The sequence below is a fragment of the Pedobacter psychrotolerans genome, from assembly GCF_004340665.1.
Classification (GTDB): Bacteria; Bacteroidota; Bacteroidia; order Sphingobacteriales; family Sphingobacteriaceae; genus Pedobacter; species Pedobacter psychrotolerans.
In genome coordinates this window covers 113,397-137,622 of sequence record NZ_SLWO01000007.1, presented here as the reverse complement: position 1 = coordinate 137,622, position 24,226 = coordinate 113,397, and the positions used below count along the sequence as shown (strand labels likewise).

The following is a 24,226-nucleotide window of genomic DNA, read 5'->3' as shown; positions in this document are numbered from 1 at the left end:
TAAAATTTGTCATGTTGAGCTTGTCGAAACACCGTTAAAGACAATTTTTTATAAGTCCTTCGACAGGCTCAGGATGACATCTACGAGATAGAAAAGGTTATGATGAGTTGCTGAATGATTTAGAGAATGAATTTTTGAAGAAGAAATAACGTAGATCTATTGAGTATATTGATATGGAAAAGAGGCTGTATCATCATTATTAATTAAGCTTAAAATTTGTCATGTTGAGCTTGTCGAAACACCGTTAAAGACAATTTTTTATAAGTCCTTCGACAGGCTCAGGATGACATCTACGAGATAGAAAAGGCTATGATGTGTTGTCGGATGATTTAAAGAATGAATTTTTGAAGACGAAATAATATAGGTCTATTGAGCATATAGATATGGAAAAGAGGCTGTATCATCATTATTAATTGAGATTAAAATTTGTCATGTTGAGCTTGTCGAAACACCGTTAAGGACATTTTTTTATAAGTCCTTCGACAGGCTCAGGATGACATTTTCGAATTTTGATACAGCCTCTTTTTATAGTTTAATTTTTTGTATTGCTTATCTGTTATGATTTATCAATTCGGTAAAGCCTTCCGCCATCGGTAACGGCATACAAGGCATTATCTGTACCTTGTGTAATGTCTCTGAAACGTTGACCTTCACTGGCGAGTAGCCTTTCTTCACCAGTTACCTGATTGTTCACGATAACTAAGCGAGCAATGTGTGTGGCAGAAAGGGAGCAAATGAAAAGGTTATTTTGCCATTCAGGCACACGGTTATTTTTATAAAATACCATGCCACTTGGTGAGATCACGGGATCCCAGTAGTATGCGGGCTGTTCCAGTCCGTTTTGCTGTTGAATGGCCGATCCAATGGCTGCACCACTGTATTCAATGCCATATGTAATCGTTGGCCAGCCATAATTTCGTCCGCCCTGAAGCCTGTTGATTTCATCTCCGCCACGTGGGCCGTGCTCACTTTGCCAGATTTCTCCGGTAACGGGATGAAGTGCCAATCCTTGTGGATTTCGGTGTCCGATGCTATACAATTCAGGAAGTGCACCTGAGGTACTAAAAGTTGGATTAGCTGTTGCAGGTTGTCCGCTGGTATTGATTCGGATTACTTTACCTAAGCCAGCGGTAACCGATTGGGCCAGTGGTCTGGTGGCCAGGTCTGATCGTTCTCCAGTGCTAACTATGAGGTTACCTGTGCGGTCGAACAAGATTCTTCCACCGTAGTGAAGCGTACCGTTATAAGCCGGGCCTGCACGATAAATCACCGTTGCATTTTCAATTGTTAATTCGTTTTGTGCTAATTTACCTTTAGCTACTGAGGTTAGGTTACCGCCAGCAACGTTTTCTGAGAACACCCAGTAAACCATTCTATTGGTGCTGAACTGTGGATCAATGCAAAGTCCGAGCAATCCGCCCTGTCCGTTCGCATTTACTGCCGGAAGCCCTGTAATCGGTGCGCTCAGTGTTCCGGTAGTGGTAGCGATGCGCATGGTTCCTGCTTTTTGCGTGATCAATAGTCTTCCATCCGGTAGTGTGGTAATGCCCCATGGTGCGGTTAAAGCGGTAGATATTGCAGTGCCTTTAAAGGCGGTATTGGTGCGTACCGCAGTAATTCTGGTCTGTCCGGCAAAGGCAGGGGTGTAGCTGGTATTGGGTGGGTTGGTTTCTACACCGGGGCCACTTACTGATCCTGGTTCAGGATCTGTATCAATGATGCCTCCTTTTGAACATGCGGTTGCCATCAGCACATAGCTGGCAATGGCAATCAGGTAGATTTTTGTTTTCATGGTAGTGATTTTTAGTTTTCCTGTTAATGATCTGATTATCAATACAACCCTTATGATGATCGATTAGTTTTTAAGGAAGAACTAAATATTTGCAATCGCATCTACAGTGTGCTAACAATGGATTGAATTTTTTAAGTTTTGATAATCAATGTCTTGAATAGTATTTAAACAAATAGGTAGTTGGTGCCCATTTATTAGAATGGAAGCAAATCAAATGAGAAATGCATTAAACGCAATACCTGTCTGTATCGAAATACAGACCATTGAAAACTTCATTCGGCATTTGGCTTTGAAGCCAGGTGAGCAGGAGAAATTTCAATCATTCCCCTGTATAATTGGTACAGGGGAATGCTGATTTATAAAGAAGTTTTGTTACCCTAGCGGGGTTTAATAGATCTCTCGCTGAAGTGGAATTTTCAATCGACAGTTTATAACCTCTTCCTTATTTGAATAACTGTGGTGCAAAAAGCACCAGATAATCACGCCAGTTTGACCAGGTGTGTCCGCCTTCACTTTCTACATACGTATATTTCGCACCCATTCCGTCAAGCTTCTTTCTGTAATCGGCTACAGCCTGATAAAGAAAATCAGTTTTGCCAATGCCAATCCAATACAGTTTTAAACCATTATTAAACTGGTTTTTTAAAGAGGCATCAACATCTGCATAAACAGGTGATTCTGTTTTGCCAAATGGCATAATGGCGGGAGAAAACAGTCCGACATAATCGAAGGTCTTTGGATAGAACCTGGATGTATGCAAAGAATGAAAGCCACCCATAGATAAACCCGCTATCGCCCGTTGTGATGGTTTTGCGTTCACGCGGTAATTGCTTTCTACAAATTTGATGATATCGGGGAAGGTTTCTTCCATTTTGCCATCCATGGTATGCGGTAATTGCATGGTGGGTTTATAGTAGCCTTTGGCATCTTCACCAGGGGCTGCCTGCTGCGCCACATTTCCATTTGGCATCACCACAATCATGGGTTTTGCCTTACCTGTGGCAATCAGGTTGTCTAAAATTTGTGGGGTACGGCCTAATGCTGCCCAGGCTTCTTCATCACCACCCATGCCGTGTAATAAATACAATACCGGGTATTTGGTTTTGCCGCTTTCGTATCCGGGCGGGGTGTAGATGGTGATTCGTCTTTCCATCCCATTACCTGGAGAATTGTACCATCTTTTTGCAACGGTACCATGAGGTACATTAGCTACTAAATAATTATCGGCCTTGCCGCTACCTACAATTAAAACATTAACTACCGATGCCACATCTCTGATTTGATAAACGTTATTGGCATCTCTGATTTTTAAACCATCTACTATAAAAGAATAGCTGTACAGTTCTGGTTTCAGGGTTGTTGTGGTGTAAGTCCAAACGCCATCAGCCTGTTTTTTCATTGCGGCGGTTCCGGGTGCAGCTAATAAATCGCCTTGTAGCTCTACCTTTTTTGCCTGCGGCGCATCCAGCCTGAACGTTACACTTCGATCAGTATTGATTTCGGGTGAGGTAATTTCTTTTTGTTTGTTGAAATTTAAATTTTCTTGGGCATAGGAGCCGAGCGTGGTGAAAAGCAGGAAGTTTAATAATAGTTTTTTCATCATAGGGGATGTTTTGGTTAGGTTTTGTTTTTTTGTTTACTGTCAATATACAAATCAGAATTGATATTGTTGCTTTGGTAGCAAGCTGAATTTGATTAATGATATGCCTTACAATACTATTTAAACAGGTTATCGCTATTAGTTAAACCCCTATCCGCCTATCGGCACCTTTCCCCTGAAAGGGAAAGGACGAAAAAAAAGGTAATTCCCCTCTTTTTGATGGCTGGTTGCAGACCGAGGTGTTTAAATCAATTCATAATTATCTAATTCAGGTTATTAAAAGAAAACTAAATGGCTAAGATTTTTGAGTTCATTTTATTTTTAAATTGATCGATTCTTCTTTTATTTTCCTGTTGCAATAAAGATGGGTATAAATTCATTAGAATGTTTACGATGGTAATGATTAATGCAAACAGGAACTTACCTTTAAATATCATCACACAGGCAAATATCATCACAAAGCCAAACGCTATTAAATGACCGATCTCAGCAGTAGTCATTTCATTTCGGAGTTGATCTAATTCCCCTGGCTTAATTTGCTTCTTTATAGAAAGTTTTGGATTAAAGTATTTAAAGAATGAATTTTGAACGAGCCATTTAAATATTCCTAGCCCTATTTTATTGCTGATATTCTGATTTTTTATGATTAAAAGATTCGACAGGTATTTGCTGTAAAATTCAGTTTTGAGTAAAAGCGTATTGACCATAATGCCTACTATCCAGGAGATAAATGTGATTGAAATGCTAAAAGTGAGGTAATGAACCATTGTTATTTGAATAAGCGCTTCCTGCTAAGATACTAAGCTTTTTCAAAATTTAATCTCCAATTTCTGCGGGCATTTGTTATTTATCTAATCAAGCAATCATGATTAAGAAATAATATAGATCAACTCATTTGGTGATTTGCCAAACTTCGTTTTAAAAGCATGAGAGAAGTGCGAGAGGCTTTTAAAGCCTAGATCCAGATAGATGGAAGATGGTTTTTGGTGCTTGATTTCGATCAGGTATTTTGCTGCGTTCAGTCGTTTGTTCTGCAGCCACTGTCGCGGTGGTGAATCGAAAGTTTTTTGGAAATCGCGTTTGAAACTTGCCAGGCTGCGGCCAGTTAGCTGTGCGAATTTTTCGACAGGAACGTTGAAATGAAAATTGCTAAGCATAAATCTTTCCAAATCGATTTTATGGGGTTCAGTAAAATCGAATAAAAAATTGCGAAGTTGTGGCAAGGCCAGCAGAAGTAATTTAACACCTTCTTTCACTTTCAGAATACCCATTTCATCCGTCATCGTTGCTCCTGAGCTTCGGGCATAAGGAACAATGGATTGAAAATATCCCTGCAGAAATTCGTTAGATGGAATTAATAGATTTGGTGGGCCGATATATTTCTGATCTGCTTCAAGCTTTTCTTCTAATACAATTTTGCATAACAGATCTTCCTGCAGGGAGATTACGATTGTTTCATAATTTGCGCCGGGTAGTGGTGTTTTAGTTAGAATACCTACCTGGTTTTTGCGAATCAGCAACATTTCTCCTCCATTCATTGAAATTTTTTGCTCAGAAGTTTCTAAAACAAGCTGTCCTGAAACCTGAAGGATTAGGGTATGGTGGTTCCATAAACAAACTTTCTCCTTCCGCTTTGCAGAGAGGTAGGAATAAAAGATCACGCCGGGGAGAATTTCTTCTGGACTGGTCATTTAGCGTTGTAAATATGTGCCGCCATGTATAGCGCCTATTGCAAAAGTAGTGTTTAAAATGTTCATTTCTTCAGGCGTAAATACAATATCCATTGCCAGTATATTTTCTGGTAAGCGGGATCTGCGGCTCATGCTTACTAAAGGCATGATGTGATTTCCCTGCTCTTTTACCCAGGCAATAGCAAGCTGTGTTGGTGTGCAATTTTTATTGCTGGCTAATTGCTTTAAAATTTCTACTTTTTCCAGGTTATGAACAAGGTTTTCACCTTGAAATCGAGAGAAATGATTGCGGTAATCATTTTCGGCAAGCGGAGTTTTCATTTCTCCCGTTAATAAACCTTCTGCAGTATTGGCGAAGGCCACGATGCCAATGCCTAATTCCTTTGCCGCTGGTAACAGCTCGCTTTCAATTTGACGATCAGCTAGCGAATAGCCAAGCTCAAGTGCACTAATGGGGTAAATGCTGTTGGCTTTGCGAAGTTGCTCAGCCGTGATTTCCGATACACCAATATGGCGCACTTTACCTTCTTTAACCAGGTCTGCAACTGTTCCGATGATGTCTTCTACCGGTACACTGTCGTCCATTCGGCTGGGCTGGTAAAGGTCGATGGTTTCGATACCTAAACGGGTAAGTGAATAATTTATAAAATTCTTAATAGCGATGGGTCGCAGATCCATTCCCATCCATTGTCCATTGTGAAAAATGGCCCCGAATTTTACGCTGATGAAGGCATCGTTGCGCCTTTCCTTGATGGCTTTGCCGATCAGCATTTCATTATGGCCGGCACCATAAAAATCTCCGGTGTTTAAAAAGTTGATACCGCTATCTAAAGCTTCATGAATGGTGGCTATACTTTCTTTTTCGTCGGGTGTGGAACCGCCCCAGATGGAGGACATGCGCATACAGCCTAAGCCAAGTTTAGAAACAAATGGGCCATCTTGACCCAATTGGATTTTTGTAATGTTTTTCATGCTACAAAGATCGATGTTGATTGCCTATTGCAGGTTTCTTCTACGGCTCAAATCATTAGTCTGTACGGCTCATAGCTTTGATTATCTCTTTTATCAGACCTGATACTGGATTGGCGACAATTTTTTTGATGGGCTTAACCTAAAAAATAGTGCAATAATAAAATAATTTCGGACAGATACATTGTTTCCTAAATACAAAAACCCCTGCAAGTAAACTTACAAGGGTTTGTTAAAATTTTATAGGATCGTATTTTTCTAGTATACTTTCTTCACTCTGCTTTCGCCAGCACCGTAATAGAAGTTAACGATTCTCTTATCACCTTTATTAGGAAGCAAGTAATTTAAACCGGTACTTAAATTGGTGGTGAAGTTTAAATTTGAAGTATAAGTTAAAACGTATAGGTTTTGAGAAGAATCATAAACCGTAGCTTTTGAAATTACACCTTTGGCATTTGCCACGATCCTTCCGGCAGCGTCTCTTCTTAAATGAACGTACCCATATCCACCTTCAACAGAGCTGGTTATCTGTAATTTCCCGGAACTGTTAGTGGTAGCGCTTAGAAGCGGCTGGCTTTTGATGATGTTACCTGTAATGTCGATAACCGAAACATCTAATTTTGTGTTTGCATCAAATGTGCTTTGATTTAAATCATAATACATACCGTTGTAATAGTTGTAACTAGATACATTAAGGCGCTCTATCTGATAACCATCAGCTATCGAACTCAGGTAAGCCGTGCTGTTATAGTTTCCATTTACTTGCATATATAGTTCTCTACCTAATTTATCTTTTGGAAATTTAAGATAAATAGGGCTGATAATGCTAGGAATATTTACACCATAAGAATTTACGTTAAAATAAGTTTTAACGGAAGCCATATAAGGTAATTGAAAAGGCATTAAGCTAGCATCTGTATCTTCTGTACCATAAACATACAATTTCTGATCTGCCTCTATTTGTGCAAAACTAAGTGCATATCCACCTGGTGCTGCAGGTAATTTTAGTGAATAAGTACCAGTTGCTGTTGTATAAGTTGGAAACTGTACGCTATATGTGCCACTGAAACCGTTAGGGACAGATGTAGAAGCCGTAACCAATACATTTCCGCCTACTTTTTCTGGTGTCGAATTAGTTAAATCGGTATCAATGTATAATGTTCCTGAAATTTCGTTTGACAATTCTGCTGTATTCCACAATTTTGCTGTTCCTAAAGTGATATCCTTACGCATAATTTGTGTTGCTGCATAACCAGTCTTGGTAATTAAGAAAGTACTGGTAGGAAACAAATACAAAGAAGAAAACGTTGCTATACCTTGTGCACTTGTTTTGGTTGAGAAAAGCTTGCCCTCTGATGAAACAATTACTTCAGCATCAGCCACTGGTGCATTGGTTACCACATCAGTAACAGCTACGCTATAGTCTTGTTTTGCGGCAGCTACAGCACTTGTACGGGCTAAACTGTCATTCAATTTTAGCTGTTGAAGTGCAGCAGTATTAATAAGTTGTTGCAGTGCATTTGCACCTTTTTGTTTTAACGTTTCTAAATCCATCTCATGCTGGTATTTTAGCGTTAATAATTCCTTTTGGGCAGCAATTGCATCTGCTTCTGAAAAATCGTCTTTTGAACACCCTGTGGCATAGAGCGCCAGGGCAACTAAGAATAGTCTGGTAAATTTTAATTTCATATGAGTTAATTCTGGATTAAGATTTTTAAGTTACTGTACCGGAATGATCAGGCCCAGTTTAGCTATAAAAGAGTTGGATTTGATGTCGCTTCCGAAACCTACTTTCTCCATGTAGGAGTAGCTTTCCCTTGCCGGAGTTGCGCCAGCCATATATCTGAAGTCTAATAGCAATTTTACATTGCTAAAAAGTGGTAAACGCAGATCTGCCCCTACAATCAGGTTTAGTCTATCCCGGTTATACCTGCTGGTCACATTTTCTGAATCTGTTACGGTAGTGATAATATCTTCTCCTGGTAATAAGTTGCCCGTTTTTTGGTAATGTTCGTTTACATTAAAGTTATAGGCATAACTCCCGCCAACATACACGGCTGGTTTCCAGTCTTTTTTTAGCGGAATAGAGTACCTTAAAAGCAAAGGGATGTTCAGGCTATTTAAATGTACGGAGCTGTTTTTAACATTTTTGGTTGTAAAGCTCTCTGGTAAACCATACCTGGTATCATCTTTAAAAGTTAAGAGTTGGCCACCCTGTTGAGTAAAGCTTGCCTCCAATTGGATACTCCATTGCTTATAAACGTTATAGGTAAGCAGTAATCCGGCATCATATCCGGTATTGGTTCCTGTTTGTGGCTGACCACTACTAAATTTGTTCACTGTTAATCCTCCTGCAACACCAATCTCAAATTTAGAGATAGGGGTTTGAACATTCGCCGTATCAACCTGACCTTGTGCATGAATGGTATTGAGTAATAAAAAAAGTGTAACGAAGCTGAAAATACGAACAGCGTATAGCTTGAAAATTGCAATAAATTGCAATGTAGAGGTAAGAGGGCGCATTAGTTATTTGTTTGGTCGCCAAAAGTAATAAAATTTTGTAGATATTATCATTCATATTTATTTTTTTGAGAATTTATTTTCAACCTCTGAGTAGAAAATAATAAACCTCCTAAGATTTTAAAACCTTTAAGGTTTGATAGAGAAATCTTGTTAGTACAAACCCATAATTTATATATGTTTGTTTTATTAGAATTGTCTTGTAAAATATTGAATGAGTTACAGAATCGGTGTTCGGTTCTGTAAACAGCTTAAGCGAAATGTTTAGATAATAAATAAATATTAACAAATTTTACAAGAAACAATGAATCAGCATATAAAGATAGCCGTCTTTGGTGGCGGTGGTAGAACTTGAAAACACCTTATTATCAGTTAATTGAAAATGGGTACAGTATTAAGATCCCTCTCCGAAATCCAGAAACCTTCGAAATCAAGCATCCTTTAGTCCAAATAGTTAAAGGAGATGCCATTGAGTTTGAAAAAGTGAGTGCGCTTATAGATGGTTGTCAGGCCTTAATCAGTACCATTGGCCAACGCCCAGGCGAACCTTTGGTTGCGGAGCTAGCAACTAAAAATATTTTAAAGGCGATGTCAAATTATGGCGTAAAGCGATATATTTTGGTGGCAGGTGTTAACATTGACACTCCTTTTGACCATAAAGGACCTGAGACGATTATTGCGACGAATTGGATGAAAGCCAACTTTCCTATAATTCAAGAAGATAGGCAAAAAGCTTATAGGCTTCTAGTAGAAAGTAGTGTCAATTTTGGAAATGTTCGCTTAAGTCCGTCGATAAGCTCGCTTTTTGAAAAAGGCTTAAATTGTAAGTTTTGCATCAGATGTAATTGTTACCTATTTTTTTAAGACGAAGAAGTTCATGTTTAGCAAATGCTATGCAAAAACATTTACTGATCACCGGAATTCGATCATTTTTCTGGTTTATTAAGCCTGTCTGTGTTTCTTCTTTAGTAAGTAGGTTTGGGGCCTAAATCCTAAAACTTCGTGAAAATTATTACTAAATGTAGAAACACTTTCATAACCAAGACGGTATACGACCTCACTCACATTCGATATGCCATCATCAAACCATTCTAGCGCTTTGATCAGCTTTAAAATTTTTAAGAACTGAAACATTGGCATGCCAAGCTCTTTTTGAAAAAGCCGGGACAATGTGCGCTCTGAAATACTAAATTGCTTTGCAATACCAGCAATAGAATGTTTTATAAGAAAATGCTCGGTTAAAAAATTTATTATTTCAACCATTTTTGATGATCTGGGCGCAGGGAGTGCTAACGGTATTTCTTCTTTACAGATATCCGGTAAAATATTTTTGAAGTTGCGGTAAAAGCATTGTTCAGTTTCATCAGCAATGGTATTTTCGTTCCATTTTCTTGAATAAAATATTAATTCATCTAATAAAGAGCTGGTTTGGTAAATGCCAATTTGTTTATAGAATGGGTCTTGTTTGTCAGAAATATCAAGGTATATCGTACGGATTAGCAGATCAGGAGAATAGGAAACTAATTTATGGTTTTCATTCTGAGGTATCCAGGCGCAGAACTTTGTTGGTAATAAATATCTGTTGTTTAAAGTATAAAGAAAAAGAAGCCCATTTTCTGCAAATACCAATTGACCATGGGGATGCTCGTGCCAATCTGTACTGAACTGACCAAAATGCTGATGAAGTACATACCCATCTCTCACCTCTTCAACGCAATTGATATTTTTAAGATTTTTTTTCAGCATGGCGTAATGGAATAAATTTCAGGCATTATACGATAAAATGCCAGATTTTGCAATGATAACTTTGAAGAATAAGCGTGAGTTGTAAATGAAATTATTATAATATGCAAGAGAAGATATTCCTATTTGACACTACATTAAGAGATGGTGAGCAGGCACCGGGATGCCAGTTAACTACGATAGAAAAAATATTGATAGCAAAAGAACTGGAGTTGCTTGGGGTAGATATTATTGAGGCAGGCTTTCCGGCTTCTAGTCCCGGAGATTTCAACGCTGTGGTGGAAGTTTCTAAAGCCATAACTAATCCTATCATATGTGCTTTAACACGAACTAAAGAAAAAGATATTTCAATAGCAGCCGAAGCCTTAAAATATGCCAAAAGAAAAAGAATTCAGACAGGCATTGGAACTTCTGACTATCATATAAAATATAAATTTCAGTCAACGAGAGAGAATATCATAGAAATTGCTACCTCTTCTGTGAGGTTTGCCAGAAACCTGGTGGATGACGTGCAATTTTTTGCAGAAGATGCAGGAAGGGCTGATTTAAATTATCTTGCTAAAGTAATTGAGGCTGTAATTGAAGCAGGGGCAACCGTAGTTAATATTCCTGATACCAATGGTTTTTGTTTGCCTGAAGAGTATGCTGCCAAAATACGTTTTCTTAAAGAAAATGTAAAAAACATCGACAAAGCAATTATTTCCGCACACTGTCATAATGATTTAGGTATGGCTACGGCTAATTCTATAGCTGCGTTGTTAAGTGGGGCAAGGCAAGTAGAATGCACCGTTAATGGTGTTGGAGAACGTGCCGGTAATACTTCACTTGAAGAGGTTATTATGGCTTTACACGTAAAAAACAATCTTCCCATTAAAATTAATGCAGACACCACCAGACTTTATTCTTTAAGCCGTATGGTATCTCGAATGATGCGTACTCCGGTTCAGCCTAATAAAGCCATTGTCGGGAAAAATGCTTTTGCACATTCATCAGGCATTCATCAAGATGGTGTGATTAAAAATAAGGCAAACTACGAAATTATGAAACCGGAGGATGTGGGTACAAAAGCTCCAGTGCTTATGCTTACGGCACGGAGTGGGAGGGCTGCCTTACAATATAGGCTCCAACTTATAGGCTATAATGAAATAACGAAAGATGAACTGGATGAGATTTACGAGAGATTCATCCAAATTGCAGACGTTAAAAAAGAAATTCATGATCATGACCTTAAGGCGCTTATGGGAGAGGAAAATGCCGGAAGTGGAATTGTACTTAAGAAATTAGAAATAAAAACGGGACTTGATATTAAGCCCGAGGCATTTATCACTCTCCTGGTGAATCACGAGGAAAAAACTATTCAATCAAAAGGGAATGGACCTTTGGATGCTGCAGTTTGTGGGATAAACAGCTTAATACAAAAAGTTATCACTATTGAAGATATCGACGTACAGCCAGTTACGGCGGGATCTTCTGCAGATTCGAATGTGTTTATAAGAGTTTTATACAATAAAATTTTTTACGAAGGATTTGCTTCGGGCCCAGATATTGTTTTAAGTATGGTGAACGCTTACCTGGTGGCTGTAAATAAAATTGAATAACAAACCATTTTTTCGAAAAATATTATTTTCTTTCGCCCTTTCTCTTCAAAATGAAAGGTGCCGCTAGGCGGATAGGGGTTAGTTCAAAGATTCATCCACTGCGGTCGGAATGACGAGATTTTTCGAATCTAACCACCCCGCCCGATGGGCACCCCTCCTTAAAAAAAGGAGGGGATTTTGATTTTACGATATGGTTCGATAAATAATTTTTCATCGCCCTTTCCCTTTCAGGAGAAAGGTGCCGCTAGGCTGATAGGGGTTAGTTCAAAGATTCAGCCACTGCGGTGGGAATGACGAGATTTTTCGAATCGAACAACCCCCCACCCAATGGGCACCCCTCCGATACAACAGAGGGAGTGGCGATCATAATTTCCCATTTTCAGAGGAGTGGTCGCAGACCAAAGTGTCAAAATCAATTTAATAATTATCGAATTCAGGTTCCTGAGGGACTTGCTAACTAATTTCTATCTGCCAAATAATCTGATGAGTATGATTTAATTAGGTGTAATATTCTTAAATAATTTAAGCTAATAATGTTAGTATTTTGTTAGTAAGTCAATTGGCTTTTAAAATATAAAAGCTAAATATATTAGTAAATTTGTTTTAATGTAACGCCACGAAATTTAAATTGATAAGGAGATGACGGACAAGGATAAAAAAATTATTCATATGGATCAGGATGCTTTTTTTGTATCGGTAGAATTAAAGAAAAATCCTAAACTTATAGGCAAGCCTGTTGTTGTGGGTGGTAATTCTGATCGGGGCGTGGTTACTTCCTGTAGTTATGAAGCCCGTAAATTTGGTGTGCATGCAGCAATGCCTGGTAGAATGGCAAAACAACTTTGCCCACAGGCTATTTTTGTGAAAGGAAACATGGATGATTATTCAAAAGCATCGCATGAGATTACGGAAATTATTTCTGAGCGCGTTCCTTTGTTTGAAAAGGCCAGTATTGATGAGCATTATATCGATATGACCGGGATGGACAAGTTTTTTGGCTGTATGAAGTTTGCTTCCGAACTGCGGCAAACCATTATCAGGGAAACCGGTTTGCCCATTTCGTTTGGCTTATCAGTAAATAAAACGGTTTCGAAAATTGTAACCAATGAGTGTAAGCCTAATGGTGAAATGGAAATTCCTTTTCCTGGGGTTCGCCCATTCTTAAACCCACTGGCGGTTTATAAAATACCTGGAATAGGCGATGCCACACATAAAAAACTGAGTGAAATGGGCGTGCGTAAAGTGCAGACCTTAGCCGAAATCCCTCAGGAATTGATGTTCAAGATTTTAGGTCAGCATGGCTTGGGCATCTGGCAAAAAGCAAATGGAATTGATCTTTCTCCTGTTGTTCCCTATCGTGAAAGAAAATCCATTGGTACACAAACCACCTTTGAAAACGATAGCATGGATATTTCGAAAATGAAAGCCATATTAAGTGGAATGGTAACCAATTTAACCTATGAACTCCGGAGCCAGCAAAAATTAACCGCTTGCATTACTGTTACCATTCGTTATTCAAATTTTGAAACTGTTACCCAGCAAGCGCGGATTCCATACACGGCACTTGATTCCTTTTTAATTAATAAAGCACATGATCTGTTTAAAAAACTCTATGCTAAAAGAATGTTGCTGCGCTTAATTGGAGTTAAACTCTCACATCTCGTGAGTGGCTTTGAACAGATTGGACTGTACCATAGTTCAGAAGAAGAGTACGATTTGTATCAGGCGATGGATAAGGTTCGAAATCATTATGGAATTGAATCAGTAGTTAAAGCCTGCATTGTAAAGCGGCCTGAACGAGATGAATATGGAAAGGTCATTAAATATAATCCTCGAAAAAAGCACCTTGATAAGCAATCAGAAGAAGAAAACGAGCCTGTTGAAGAACGTAAAAAGTCAAGAATCAGAACTTTTATCAATTCTGATTTAGGTACAGCTACAAAGTTGGATGGATAAAAACCAGCGTTAACTTGCGAAGTTTCAAAGGCTATAAGCGTGACAGAACTTCGCCAGTTTTATAGGAGATCCTAAGTGTTAAAGCCTTGATATGATTTGGTAGTTGCTCACTAGAATTTAACGATACGAACTATAATCAAGAACAATTAGACTGATGAAGTTATCCCTTCACACTATGCCATCAAAACTTCGTAAGTCGGCTGACTACTTGCGAAGTTTCAAAGGCCATGAGCGTAGTAAAACTTCGCCAGTTTTAAACTATGAACTGAGTGGAAATTAAAAACTGACAACTAAAATGTTTCTAAATGTACATTCTTCTTATAGCCTGAAATACGGAACGATGGATATCCCAGCCATTGTTTCGAAGGCCCGTGCTTTGGGCATCCATCAAATGGTGTTAACTGATATTAACAATTCTACCGGAGCAATCGAATTTATCCGCGAATGTTATAAACAAGGTATTGCTAAAGAACCCGATGAAGTACAAGCCGGAAATATTCCATACCATTTAAAGCCAATTGCCGGGATTGAGTTCCGAAAAGAAGGTCAGCTGTTATATATCGGTATTGCAAAAAGCAAAGAAGGGATGCGGGAACTTAACGAGTTTTTAAGTATCCACAATATTGAAGATCAGGCCTTACTAAATGATGCACCTGTTTTTAAAAATGCTTTTATTATCTATCCGTTTACCAGAAACTTCAACAGGGTTTTAAAGGCAAATGAGTTTGTTGGAATTAAGAGCAGTCAGCTGAATGGCCTCTATAAACATGATTTATTGCAGCAAAAGGAAAAACTGGTGGTTTGGCATCCTGTTACGGTAGGCAGTAAGGTAGAACATCGTTTGCACGAATATTTAAGGGCAATTGAATTGAATACCTTATTGAGCATGGTGCCTGACGATTCAAAATGTGATCCTGATGAAATTTTGATCGCGGAGGAAGCACTTCAATCAAAATTTGAAGCCTTTCCTTTTATTATTGATAATACCCAAAAGTTGATGGATGCCTGCGATCTGAGCATTTATTTTGAACCTCAGATAAAATCCAAAAACAGATATGCGTATACGAAAGAAGGTGAAATGTTTGATCGCACCTTGCTCAGGCGAATTGCTTATAAGGGTTTGGCTTATCGTTACGGAAATGATCACCCTGTTGCCAGGGAAAGGATGGAGAAGGAGTTGAGTATCATTGAGTTTAAAAACTATTGTGCCTATTTTTTAATCACATTTGATATTGTTCGTTATGCGATGGGGCGGTGTAAATTTTACCATGTTGGCAGAGGTTCGGGAGCCAATAGCATTGTAGCGTATTGCCTGCGGATTACCGATGTAGATCCCATAGACCTTGATCTGTATTTTGAGCGTTTTTTGCATGAGAAACGTACAAGTCCTCCGGATTTTGATATCGATTTTGCATGGGATGAGCGGGAGACCATCCAGAAGTACATTTTCAAAAAATACCCTAAATGGCATGTTGCTTTTTTAGGAACGATGAGCACTTTTAAAGACCGGGCAATTATCAGGGAAATTGGAAAGGTTTTGGGTTTACCAAAAGAAGAGATTGATACCTTTACCGACCCGACAAAAGAACGCGAAAACCAGCAGAATTCAACTTACCAGAAGTTGCTGGCGGTTCATCATCATATGAGAAGTATGCCCAATCAGCGCTCTATTCATGCGGGTGGAATCTTAATTTCTGATGAGCCCATTACTTACTATACGGCACTGGACATGCCGCCGAAAGGTTTTGTAACTGTTCAATGGGATATGTATGAGGCAGAAGCTATTGGCTATGAGAAGTTTGATGTGTTAAGTCAGCGGGGAATAGGGCATATTCGGGAAGCCGTTCAACTCATCAAAAAAAACCAAAATAAAGAGATTGACATTCATGATTTCAAGACATTTAAAGATGACCTTCGATTAAATGCAATTCTTCGTGAAGGACAACCTGTGGGCTGTTTTTATATCGAATCGCCAGCCATGCGGCAATTGCTGAAAAAATTAAAGTGCGAAGATTACCTGACATTGGTGGCAGCCAGTTCCATCATTCGTCCAGGTGTGGCCAGTTCAGGGATGATGAAATCTTTTATTGAGCGTTATCATGCTCCAGATAAAGTGGTTTACCTCTGCAAGGAAATGGAAGAGCAGCTGAAGGAAACTTATGGCGTAATGGTTTACCAGGAAGATGTGATCAAAGTTTGCCATTATTTCGCTGGCCTGGATTTAGCTGATGCAGACGTATTGCGAAAGGCCATGAGTGGAAAGTACCGTTCAAAGCTTGCTTTTGAAGAATTGGTCAACAAATTTTTTCAATCTGCCAGGGTTCAGGGGCATGCAGAAGAACTTATTACGGAGGTTTGGCGACAGATTTCTTCCTTTGCAGGTTATAGTTTTTCAAAAGCACACTCTGCATCATTTGCAGTAGAAAGTTATCAAAGTTTATATCTTAAAACCTACTATCCGAAAGAATTTATGGTGGCCGTTTTAAATAACTATGGCGGTTTTTATAGTCGTTGGGTTTATGTTCATGAGTTACAAAAAACAGGCGCAAAGGTTTATCTCCCCTGCGTAAACCACAGTGATGAAGTGGTAAACATCAAGGGCAACGAGGTTTATCTCGGTTTTGAAAAGGTGCTGGGTTTAGAAAATAAAATGATTAAACAGATTCCGCAGGAGCGGAGAAAAAATGGTTCATTTAAAGATCTTGAACAATTTGTAAAGCGAACACAGATTACTTTAGAACAAGCCATTTTATTGATTCGGTTGGGTGCTTTGAGGTTTACTGGAAAAGATAAGAAGACATTGCTTTGGGAGATTTATAATTACCTGGGGCATAACCAAAAAAGAATGGATTCAGCAGAATTGTTTCAACTGCAAAGTAAGGAATATACATTGCCTGTATTAGAAAATTCGGCACTCGAAGATGCTTATGTAGAACTGGAGTTGTTAGGATATCCGCTAAATTTCAATATGTTCGATTTTTTGAAAACGAGTTATCGTGGAGAGGTAATGGCTGCAGATCTAAGTGAACATGTGGGGGAAATAGTGCGCATGGTGGGTAATTATGTTTGTGAAAAAACAGTGCATACGATTAAAAACACTAAAATGTGGTTTGGTACCTTTCTGGATGTAAAGGGTGATTTTTTTGATACTACCCATTTTCCGAATACTACTCCCATGTATCCATTTGCAGGGAAGGGTTGTTATTTAATTTTAGGTAGGATCGTGGAAGATTTTGGCTTCCCAAGTGTGGAGGTTTTGAAGTTTGCCAAGCTAGATATTGTAATGAATCCGGTAGCTACTGATTAATTATGAGCCGAATAAATATGCTAATCGGCTCATGAATTAGCTGTTTTTTGAGCCGAATAGCAAAAATAGCTACTTCTTTATAAGGCAAGAAAGATTTATAGGTTTTGCCTGATAATTTTTAAATTTGTACATTAGTTAAAAATCATATCAAAATGGAAACTTACCTTGTACATCCTGATAAAATACAAGAGAAAGCTTTAAAGGCCTTTCTTGATGCTTTGGAAGTTCCTTATGAAATCAGGAAAGATAATGCTCTGCCTGCACATGTTATATCTGGAATAAAAAAAGGACAAGAAGATATTAAAAAAGGGAAGAGTTTTTCATTAGCAGAATTCAAAGAGAAAATCTCAATTATTTGATGGGATTGCCTGTCATTATATCAGAAACGGCCTTCTTAACTTTTGAGTCGATTTGTGCTCAGGTGCAAGAACGATTAGGGGAGAAAGCACTTAATGATTTCAAAAAAAATACTATAAAAACACTTGAGTTAATCAGCGAAACACCTTTTCTTTATAAGCGGACAGCATTTGATCCGAATATAAGGCAGGGATTAATTAAAAAAATATCCTCTGTGTTTTATGAAGTTAAGTCAGATAGGATAGAAGTACTTTTCTTCTGGGATAATCGGCAAGAGCCAATGTTTTATAGTTAAATGTTCTTATTGTAATGTAGGATAGAAAGTTGGTTTGATAATTAAATAATATAAATAGGTCAACTTCTATAAAATTTCAAAGCCTGTACAGATTTCTATATTTAAATAAGGTAGATCTTGTTTTAGCTAATTTATATCAAACTACAAATGATCCACATCAAAGCAGAAATAGAACGTTTTGAACAAATGGGCGAAAAAACGGGCTGGAGTTACGTCTTCATTCCTGCTGCCATAGCGAATGAAATTAAGCCTGATTGTAAAGTATCATTCAGAGTGAAAGGGAAACTTGATGACTTGGAAATTGCCGGAATAGCTACTGTGCCAATGGGGGAGGGTGATTTTATCATTGCCATTAATGCTATACTCCGCAAAAAAATAAGAAAGGAAGCTGGTGCTAAAGTGGAATTATGGCTGGAAGAGGATAAAGATTTTAAAGTTGAAATGCCCGCAGATCTGGAAGTATGCCTCGCTGAAGATGAAAGGCTGCTCACTCGTTTCCTCCAACAACCTAAATCCCATCAAAATTATTTCATTAAATGGATTAATGAAGCCAAAACGGAAAAGACACGTACCAAAAGATTAGTAATGACCATTGATGCAATGGAAAAGCTACAGGATTTCGGTGGTATGATTAGAGCGGGTAAGTCTTGAGTTGTATATCCTAATGCATATTTGTCAGTCTGTTACAAAGATTTCTCGGCTTCGCTCTAAATGACGACTTGTTGCAAAATATTACTTTCATAATAGGAAGTTGGTATTCAAAAAATGTCGTCATTGCGAACTAAAGGGAAGGCTTAGTGATAGGGTGAAGCAATCTGATCTGTGCTAAAAAGATGCTTCGCAAATATGAAAATCGTCATTTCGACTGTAGCGCAGCGTAATGGAGAAATGTTTGAATCATTACAACACTAAAAATTTCTCGGCTTTGCTCGAAATGACGACTTGTTGCGAAATATCACTTTTATAATAGGAAGTTGGTATTCAAAAAAAATGTCGTCATTACGAACTAAAGGGAAGGACTTAGTAATGGAGTGAAGCAATCTGATCTGCTAAATAGATTGCTTTGTTAGTTGAAAAAGCCGCCTCGCAATGAAGAAAATGTCGTTATTACAAACTGAAGGGCTTAGTGATGGAGAAATCTTTGAATCATTACAACATCAAGGATTTATTGGCTTTGTTCGAAATAAAGACTTATTGTAATATATCACTAACCTATAACTGCCTAATCTATCTTTTGTAATCCCTAAACCAACTACTCACTTTCATTTGGATTACACCTAAAAAAGCCTCTCTGAAAATACGCGTGCTCATTTTAGACGTACCTTCTGTTCTATCGGTAAAAATAATCGGTACTTCTATGACGTTAAAGCCAAACTTAATGGCCGTAAATTTCATCTCAATCTGAAAGGCATAACCTACAAATCGGATTTTTTCTAAAGGAATCGTTTCCAATACAATCCTGCGGTAACATTTAAAACCAGCAGTAGCATCCTGAATGTTGATCCTGGTGATAAAACGAACATACATTGAAGCAAAGTAAGACATTAACACTCTTCCCATTGGCCAGTTTACCACATTTACCCCTTTTACATACCTCGACCCGATGGCTACATCTGCACCATTTAGACAGGCATCACGCAAACGGGCCAAATCATCTGGATTATGAGAAAAATCCGCATCCATTTCAAAGATAAACTGATAATCCTTTTGTAGTGCCCAGTTGAAACCGTAAATATATGCGGTGCCTAAGCCTTGTTTGCCGGCACGTTCTACGATAAATAAATGTCCGTCATATTCTGTCTGAAGCGATTTTACAATATCTGCAGTCCCGTCAGGAGAACCATCATCAATAATCAAAACATGAAAAGGTTGATTTAACGAAAATACCTTTCGGATAATCCTTTCAATATTCTCCTTTTCATTGTAGGTAGGAATGATTACTAAACTGTCTGACACTTTTGTTCTGGTTTATATGATTGCATTTTAAGCTAAAAAAAATAATTTTAACTTTAGAGGGCGAAAGTAAATATTATAAATTAAAAAACCGTATCAACAGTGCTGATACGGTTTAAAATCTATTGAAATGTTTTATCTAACCTCTTGCATCAGTTTTTTGATCAACTGAGAAAATACAATCAAAAATACTCCGGCAATTAATGAGTAAAGCGCAAGTGATTTGTAACCTTCCGTGTAGGAAGTAAGTTTGCTCATTAAAGATGCATTTTCAATACTAGACATTTCTGCACCCAATTTACCGGCAGCAAGCTGTCCGAAAGCACTGAATAAGAACCACATGCCCATCATCATCCCAAACATTCTCTTTGGTGATAATTTAGTGATGATTGACATTCCGATTGGACCAATACATAATTCGCCAAGCGTAAGCAGTAGATAACCCAATGTAAAAATATTTAGAGAGCTGATGCCTTGACCATTAGCGAAAAACCTGGTAGCATAGAAAACATAGAAACTCACAGCTAGTAAAACAAAACCTAGTCCAAATTTTACTACTGTATTGGGTTCAATTTTACGTTTGTACATACCAATCCATAATAAACCTACCAATGGACTAAATACAATTACGAAAAATGAGTTTACGCTGTTGTTTACTACATTCGGATCAATAGAAAAGAATAGTAGGTTATGGTCTAAATTATCTTTAGCAAATAAAGAGAGTGAACCTCCGCTTTGTTCTGAAATGGCCATAAAAATAAAGTAGCAAAGAATGAAAATAAAAGCAGCCAGTAATTTATATCGCGCTTTAACTTCCTTAATGCTAAACATTTCATAAAAAAAGTAGATCAGCGCCACAATACCAAGCGTATACATAAAATAATCAGTATAAGCGGTATTTCTTACCATGATAAAAATCAGCGGGATACAGAAAAGAGAACCCGCGTAAACTACTATTTCATAGATTGTTCTTTTTGCTTTTTGTAAATGAAGCAGTGGAGAATTACCAATTGGGCCGAGGTACTTTTTAGTAAAGATAAAAGTACCCAAACCAAATGCCATTACCAGTGCTGCAGAAAGAAAGCATAAATGCCAGGAAACATACTTTCCAAGGTAAATACACATGGCACCACCCAATAAGCCACCTACATTTATACCTGCATAAAAGAGCCCATAACCAGCATCTCTCCGGTTATCTTTTTCATGATAAAGTTCGCCAACCATTGATGATATATTGGGCTTGAAAAAGCCTGTGCCAATAATGGATAGTGTTATACCAACATAAAATAAATCATGGGGCGAAAAGGCAAGGATTAGGTTTCCTACAATCATTAATGTACCACCCCAGAAAAGAGATTTTCTAAATCCCAAAACTTTATCGGCAAAAATGCCGCCTATAAAAGTAAAGGCATAAACAAATGCCTGAATGGCACCATATTGCAGGTTTGATTTCTGGTCACTCAAGCCTAATTGATCAACCATAAAAAAGGCAAGTACCCCACGCATGCCATAGAAACAGAAACGTTCCCACATTTCTACCAATGATAAATACCAGAGTTGTTTAGGGTATTTACCTTCAAAATTTTGAATCGCTTCTAAAGTTTCAATAGAAGGTGTCTTTTCAGTAATAATCTGCATTTTATTTAACCCCGTGCATTAGTTTTTTAATTATTGGCGTAAGCAACATAATAAAGATCCCCAAACTTACAGGAATAAGGGTAAAGATGAGGAAGAAGGTAGACATGGAATATTGTGCTGTGATTTTATCAATCATACCACCCATCGTACCAGCAATTTTATTTCCAATAGCCAGTGCTAAATACCAGATACCAAACATAATTCCAATCATACGGCCAGGAACCAGTTTACTTAGATAGGATAGGCCAATAGGAGAGATAAATAATTCGGCCATGGTATGGAAAAAATAAGCTAAAATAAGCCAAATCATACTTACTGATGCCACTTTAGCACCTGCAGGTATAGAGCTAGAGCCATAAGCCAGCGCCGCAAAGCCAATACCCAATAAGATCATGCCTATGCCGTTTTTAACGGTTGCGGTTGGACTATACTTGCTTTCCCAAAGTTTAGACACAATAGGTGCACAAGAAATAATAAATAGTGAATTTAAAATACCAAACCAAGTGGCAGGAACTTCAGTTTTAACCGCACTGTATTGGTTCTTTAACATATAGATTACCATACACCATATTATAGCAAAACCAACTGCCAAAATGATATTGCCTAATGCAAACTTGGAGAATGTTTGTCTGAATAACTTAAATAACACGTAAGAAATGATTGTTAGCGGGATAATTGTAATTAAAGTATTCGCTACGTTAAAAATGATTTTTGAATTTCCTTCCAGTATTCTGGCCGTATAATCTTTAGCGAAGATGGTCATAGAACCGCCGGCTTGCTCAAATGAAGCCCAGAAGAAAATGGCCACAAAGGCGAGTACAATAACCACAATCATTTTATCTCTAAGCTGTGGTGTATATTGAACTATTCTCTTAATCAGCACAAAAATAAATAAGCTTAAAGCTGAAATAATGGCAAAGTTATCACCTGATAGCTTACCTACAGAAAAGTTAAAAACGGTATGTCCAGAGACTTTAGAATAAGGATCATTAATAATCCAAACGAGGCCAATAACAGCAATAAATACAATTAATACAATGTCAAAAATAGAAAATGGATTTCTTTTGGCTTCAGCCGGATGCTCATCTTCATCTACGGTATCTTCATTTTTGACAGGTTTTAAACCAATAGAGCCAAAAATATTTTTCGTAAAATAGAATTGTAACATGCCTACAAACATGAAAATACCTGCAAGACCAAAACCGTAACTCCAGCCTATTTTTTCACCAATGTAACCGCATAATAGCATCCCTAAAAATGAGCCGCAATTTACGCCCATGTAAAATATGGTGTAAGCGCCATCTTTTTTCTCAGGATGTTTTTTATACATATGAGATAGGATGGAAGTCATATTTGGTTTGAAAAATCCATTACCCAATACCAGAAGGCATAAGCCCAGGTACATAAAAATTGGATTAAACTCAAAAGCCATCGAAAGATGGCCCAATGTCATTAAAAATGCTCCGATAATAACCGCCCAGCGATAGCCCAGAAATCTGTCAGCAATATATCCTCCTAAAATAGGAGTAAGGTAGGCAAGAGAAGTGTAAGAACCATAAATAGCTAAGGCGTGTTCACGAGGCCAGCCCCAACCTGGATTATCACCTAAAATAGAAGATGTTAGAAATAAAACGAGCAAAGCCCGCATACCATAGTACGAAAATCTTTCCCACATTTCTGTAAAGAAAAGCACGAATAATCCGGCAGGATGACCCAATACTTTGCTGCTAAAGAAATCGTCTTTGGTTTCAAGGGATGTGTGCATAAAACATTTATTGGTTTTAGTTTATGAATTCAGAATTTGTGTGTTGTTTAAGCTAGTTTGCAAGGCGCAATATAGTCAGCGAAGGGCAAACTCACAAATTTTTAACTTACAGGAATGGTAATGAAGATGTTAAGATTGAGCCCAGGCTAAAACTTTCTGATGGGTTTAACATTTTTCTTTGGATCTGCATATTGTTCATCCATTGCATGCGGATCGTTATTAAGTTCCAGACCTTCCTGTAATTTAAGTTTTCCGCCAATAATTTTGAATCCATCGAAGGTACCGTCCGAGCCATAAAATTCGTATTTGCCTATCATGTCAGAGTCGAAAGGAGCAAGGTGATCAAAAACAATCATGCCAGCCTTTTGATCAACTTTAAGCGTCATCGCATTTGATTTGGTATATTCAAAAATTACGCGGTTTTTATCCTTAAGTTCTTTTCCTTCAAACACTGGCGCACCAAAATACACTTGCTCCTGATCAAAGGAAAGAATTTCAATTACTTTCTTGGTGGTGCTTGGAGTATTTCCCTTCCATCCTAGCAAAACATAATAGGGCTTGCGGTTTCCACTTGTTACGGGAACAATCTCATAATAACGTGCACCAAACCATTTTTGATTATTGTTTACTGCATTTGCATCCGTGATGTTGTCTGTTTGATCAATGAGTGGATACAACTTTAACGGGCCATTATTGGTATTCATTTGAATGGTTCCAAAATAACGGTATGTGCCATTTTCCTGTTGAACATACCAACTTAAAATCCGGAAAGACTTGTCGGGTGACTTTATCACTGAAACGTTTTTTAAAGAATCAAAAGGATAGGTAAAAGAATTGGGCGTTTTTAATGCCTCAACCAAGGTTTTTACAAAGGTACTGTTGCTCACCGTTTTTTTGATATCAGTTTCTGCTGCTATGGTTGCTGTAGAAATCCTGATCAGGGAATCTTGAAAAACGTCGAGCTTTTTAATGCTTTGTTGAGCTTTTAAATTCAAACTCAACAAAGCGGCTATCAGAAGGAAGTAATATTTAATGTTCATTT

General features: G+C 37.9%; 19 protein-coding genes. 7 read left to right on the top strand and 12 right to left on the bottom strand.

Features of this window, described 5'->3' with window-relative positions; all coding sequences use genetic code 11:
- Positions 1-556: 556 nt before the first annotated feature.
- From EV200_RS17455 to EV200_RS17425, 7 genes are all read right to left on the bottom strand, one after another.
- The gene (locus tag EV200_RS17455) at positions 557-1,792 is read right to left on the bottom strand and encodes a PQQ-dependent sugar dehydrogenase (RefSeq protein ID WP_132534935.1); all 1,236 of its coding nucleotides are present in this window, start codon (positions 1,790-1,792) and stop codon (positions 557-559) included.
- Between the two features lie 442 nt (positions 1,793-2,234).
- A complete protein-coding gene (locus EV200_RS17450) occupies positions 2,235-3,395 on the bottom strand; it encodes an esterase (RefSeq protein ID WP_132534933.1) in 1,161 nt (386 codons plus the stop codon).
- Positions 3,396-3,679: 284 nt separating this feature from the next.
- The gene (locus EV200_RS17445; RefSeq protein ID WP_188754076.1) at positions 3,680-4,159 is read right to left on the bottom strand and encodes a glycosyl-4,4'-diaponeurosporenoate acyltransferase CrtO family protein; all 480 of its coding nucleotides are present in this window, start codon (positions 4,157-4,159) and stop codon (positions 3,680-3,682) included.
- Positions 4,160-4,261: 102 nt separating this feature from the next.
- On the bottom strand, positions 4,262-5,083 hold the full coding sequence (locus tag EV200_RS17440) for a helix-turn-helix domain-containing protein (protein ID WP_132534929.1): 822 nt from the start codon (positions 5,081-5,083) through the stop codon (positions 4,262-4,264).
- Complete coding sequence (locus EV200_RS17435; protein ID WP_132534927.1) at positions 5,084-6,055, bottom strand: aldo/keto reductase; 972 nt, start codon at positions 6,053-6,055, stop codon at positions 5,084-5,086.
- 255 nt (positions 6,056-6,310) lie between these two features.
- The gene (locus EV200_RS17430; protein WP_132534925.1) at positions 6,311-7,741 is read right to left on the bottom strand and encodes a hypothetical protein; all 1,431 of its coding nucleotides are present in this window, start codon (positions 7,739-7,741) and stop codon (positions 6,311-6,313) included.
- 30 nt (positions 7,742-7,771) lie between these two features.
- Positions 7,772-8,575, bottom strand: a complete 804-nt coding sequence (locus tag EV200_RS17425) for a porin family protein (protein ID WP_132534923.1) — start codon at positions 8,573-8,575, stop codon at positions 7,772-7,774.
- 348 nt (positions 8,576-8,923) lie between these two features.
- Here EV200_RS17425 and EV200_RS17420 point away from each other — a divergent pair, with 348 nt between their 5' ends.
- Complete coding sequence (locus tag EV200_RS17420) at positions 8,924-9,436, top strand: NAD(P)-dependent oxidoreductase (RefSeq protein ID WP_132534921.1); 513 nt, start codon at positions 8,924-8,926, stop codon at positions 9,434-9,436.
- Positions 9,437-9,514: 78 nt separating this feature from the next.
- On the opposite strand, the gene EV200_RS17415 is transcribed toward EV200_RS17420, so the two are convergent.
- On the bottom strand, positions 9,515-10,318 hold the full coding sequence (locus EV200_RS17415) for an AraC family transcriptional regulator (RefSeq protein ID WP_132534919.1): 804 nt from the start codon (positions 10,316-10,318) through the stop codon (positions 9,515-9,517).
- A gap of 101 nt (positions 10,319-10,419) precedes the next feature.
- Here EV200_RS17415 and EV200_RS17410 point away from each other — a divergent pair, with 101 nt between their 5' ends.
- From EV200_RS17410 to EV200_RS17385, 6 genes are all read left to right on the top strand, one after another.
- On the top strand, positions 10,420-11,913 hold the full coding sequence (locus EV200_RS17410) for a 2-isopropylmalate synthase (protein ID WP_132534917.1): 1,494 nt from the start codon (positions 10,420-10,422) through the stop codon (positions 11,911-11,913).
- A gap of 639 nt (positions 11,914-12,552) precedes the next feature.
- Positions 12,553-13,869 (top strand): DNA polymerase IV, encoded by a 1,317-nt coding sequence (gene dinB, locus EV200_RS17405; protein ID WP_132534915.1) that lies wholly within the window; start codon positions 12,553-12,555, stop codon positions 13,867-13,869.
- 295 nt (positions 13,870-14,164) lie between these two features.
- Positions 14,165-17,176, top strand: a complete 3,012-nt coding sequence (gene dnaE, locus EV200_RS17400; RefSeq protein ID WP_132534913.1) for a DNA polymerase III subunit alpha — start codon at positions 14,165-14,167, stop codon at positions 17,174-17,176.
- Between the two features lie 152 nt (positions 17,177-17,328).
- Positions 17,329-17,535 carry a DUF2683 family protein gene (locus EV200_RS17395; protein ID WP_132534911.1) on the top strand — a complete coding sequence of 69 codons (207 nt, stop codon included), beginning with the start codon at positions 17,329-17,331 and terminating at the stop codon, positions 17,533-17,535.
- On the top strand, positions 17,535-17,828 hold the full coding sequence (locus EV200_RS17390) for a type II toxin-antitoxin system RelE/ParE family toxin (protein WP_132534909.1): 294 nt from the start codon (positions 17,535-17,537) through the stop codon (positions 17,826-17,828). The genes EV200_RS17395 and EV200_RS17390 overlap by 1 nt, the downstream gene beginning before the upstream one ends.
- Positions 17,829-17,975: 147 nt before the next feature.
- Positions 17,976-18,479, top strand: a complete 504-nt coding sequence (locus EV200_RS17385; protein ID WP_132534907.1) for a YdeI/OmpD-associated family protein — start codon at positions 17,976-17,978, stop codon at positions 18,477-18,479.
- A gap of 576 nt (positions 18,480-19,055) precedes the next feature.
- On the opposite strand, the gene EV200_RS17380 is transcribed toward EV200_RS17385, so the two are convergent.
- The 4 genes from EV200_RS17380 to EV200_RS17365 all read right to left on the bottom strand — a co-directional run bounded on the left by EV200_RS17380 (position 19,056) and on the right by EV200_RS17365 (position 24,224).
- Positions 19,056-19,784 (bottom strand): polyprenol monophosphomannose synthase, encoded by a 729-nt coding sequence (locus EV200_RS17380; RefSeq protein ID WP_132534905.1) that lies wholly within the window; start codon positions 19,782-19,784, stop codon positions 19,056-19,058.
- A gap of 132 nt (positions 19,785-19,916) precedes the next feature.
- Positions 19,917-21,419, bottom strand: coding sequence for a peptide MFS transporter (locus tag EV200_RS17375; protein ID WP_132534903.1), 1,503 nt, complete (start codon positions 21,417-21,419; stop codon positions 19,917-19,919).
- A 1-nt stretch (position 21,420) separates the two neighbouring features.
- Positions 21,421-23,184 carry a peptide MFS transporter gene (locus EV200_RS17370; RefSeq protein WP_132534901.1) on the bottom strand — a complete coding sequence of 588 codons (1,764 nt, stop codon included), beginning with the start codon at positions 23,182-23,184 and terminating at the stop codon, positions 21,421-21,423.
- A 146-nt stretch (positions 23,185-23,330) separates the two neighbouring features.
- On the bottom strand, positions 23,331-24,224 hold the full coding sequence (locus EV200_RS17365; protein ID WP_132534900.1) for a hypothetical protein: 894 nt from the start codon (positions 24,222-24,224) through the stop codon (positions 23,331-23,333).
- Positions 24,225-24,226: the final 2 nt, after the last annotated feature.

Bases quoted from the DNA above. Each gene is read 5' to 3' on its own strand.
- EV200_RS17455 (WP_132534935.1), bottom strand. From the start codon at position 1,792: ATGAAAACAAAAATCTACCTGATTGCCATTGCCAGCTATGTGCTGATG.
- EV200_RS17450 (WP_132534933.1), bottom strand. From the start codon at position 3,395: ATGATGAAAAAACTATTATTAAACTTCCTGCTTTTCACCACGCTCGGC.
- EV200_RS17445 (WP_188754076.1), bottom strand. From the start codon at position 4,159: ATGGTTCATTACCTCACTTTTAGCATTTCAATCACATTTATCTCCTGG.
- EV200_RS17440 (WP_132534929.1), bottom strand. From the start codon at position 5,083: ATGACCAGTCCAGAAGAAATTCTCCCCGGCGTGATCTTTTATTCCTAC.
- EV200_RS17435 (WP_132534927.1), bottom strand. From the start codon at position 6,055: ATGAAAAACATTACAAAAATCCAATTGGGTCAAGATGGCCCATTTGTT.
- EV200_RS17430 (WP_132534925.1), bottom strand. From the start codon at position 7,741: ATGAAATTAAAATTTACCAGACTATTCTTAGTTGCCCTGGCGCTCTAT.
- EV200_RS17425 (WP_132534923.1), bottom strand. From the start codon at position 8,575: ATGCGCCCTCTTACCTCTACATTGCAATTTATTGCAATTTTCAAGCTA.
- EV200_RS17415 (WP_132534919.1), bottom strand. From the start codon at position 10,318: ATGCTGAAAAAAAATCTTAAAAATATCAATTGCGTTGAAGAGGTGAGA.
- EV200_RS17410 (WP_132534917.1), top strand. From the start codon at position 10,420: ATGCAAGAGAAGATATTCCTATTTGACACTACATTAAGAGATGGTGAG.
- dinB (WP_132534915.1), top strand. From the start codon at position 12,553: ATGACGGACAAGGATAAAAAAATTATTCATATGGATCAGGATGCTTTT.
- dnaE (WP_132534913.1), top strand. From the start codon at position 14,165: ATGTTTCTAAATGTACATTCTTCTTATAGCCTGAAATACGGAACGATG.
- EV200_RS17395 (WP_132534911.1), top strand. From the start codon at position 17,329: ATGGAAACTTACCTTGTACATCCTGATAAAATACAAGAGAAAGCTTTA.
- EV200_RS17390 (WP_132534909.1), top strand. From the start codon at position 17,535: ATGGGATTGCCTGTCATTATATCAGAAACGGCCTTCTTAACTTTTGAG.
- EV200_RS17385 (WP_132534907.1), top strand. From the start codon at position 17,976: ATGATCCACATCAAAGCAGAAATAGAACGTTTTGAACAAATGGGCGAA.
- EV200_RS17375 (WP_132534903.1), bottom strand. From the start codon at position 21,419: ATGCAGATTATTACTGAAAAGACACCTTCTATTGAAACTTTAGAAGCG.
- EV200_RS17370 (WP_132534901.1), bottom strand. From the start codon at position 23,184: ATGCACACATCCCTTGAAACCAAAGACGATTTCTTTAGCAGCAAAGTA.
- EV200_RS17365 (WP_132534900.1), bottom strand. From the start codon at position 24,224: ATGAACATTAAATATTACTTCCTTCTGATAGCCGCTTTGTTGAGTTTG.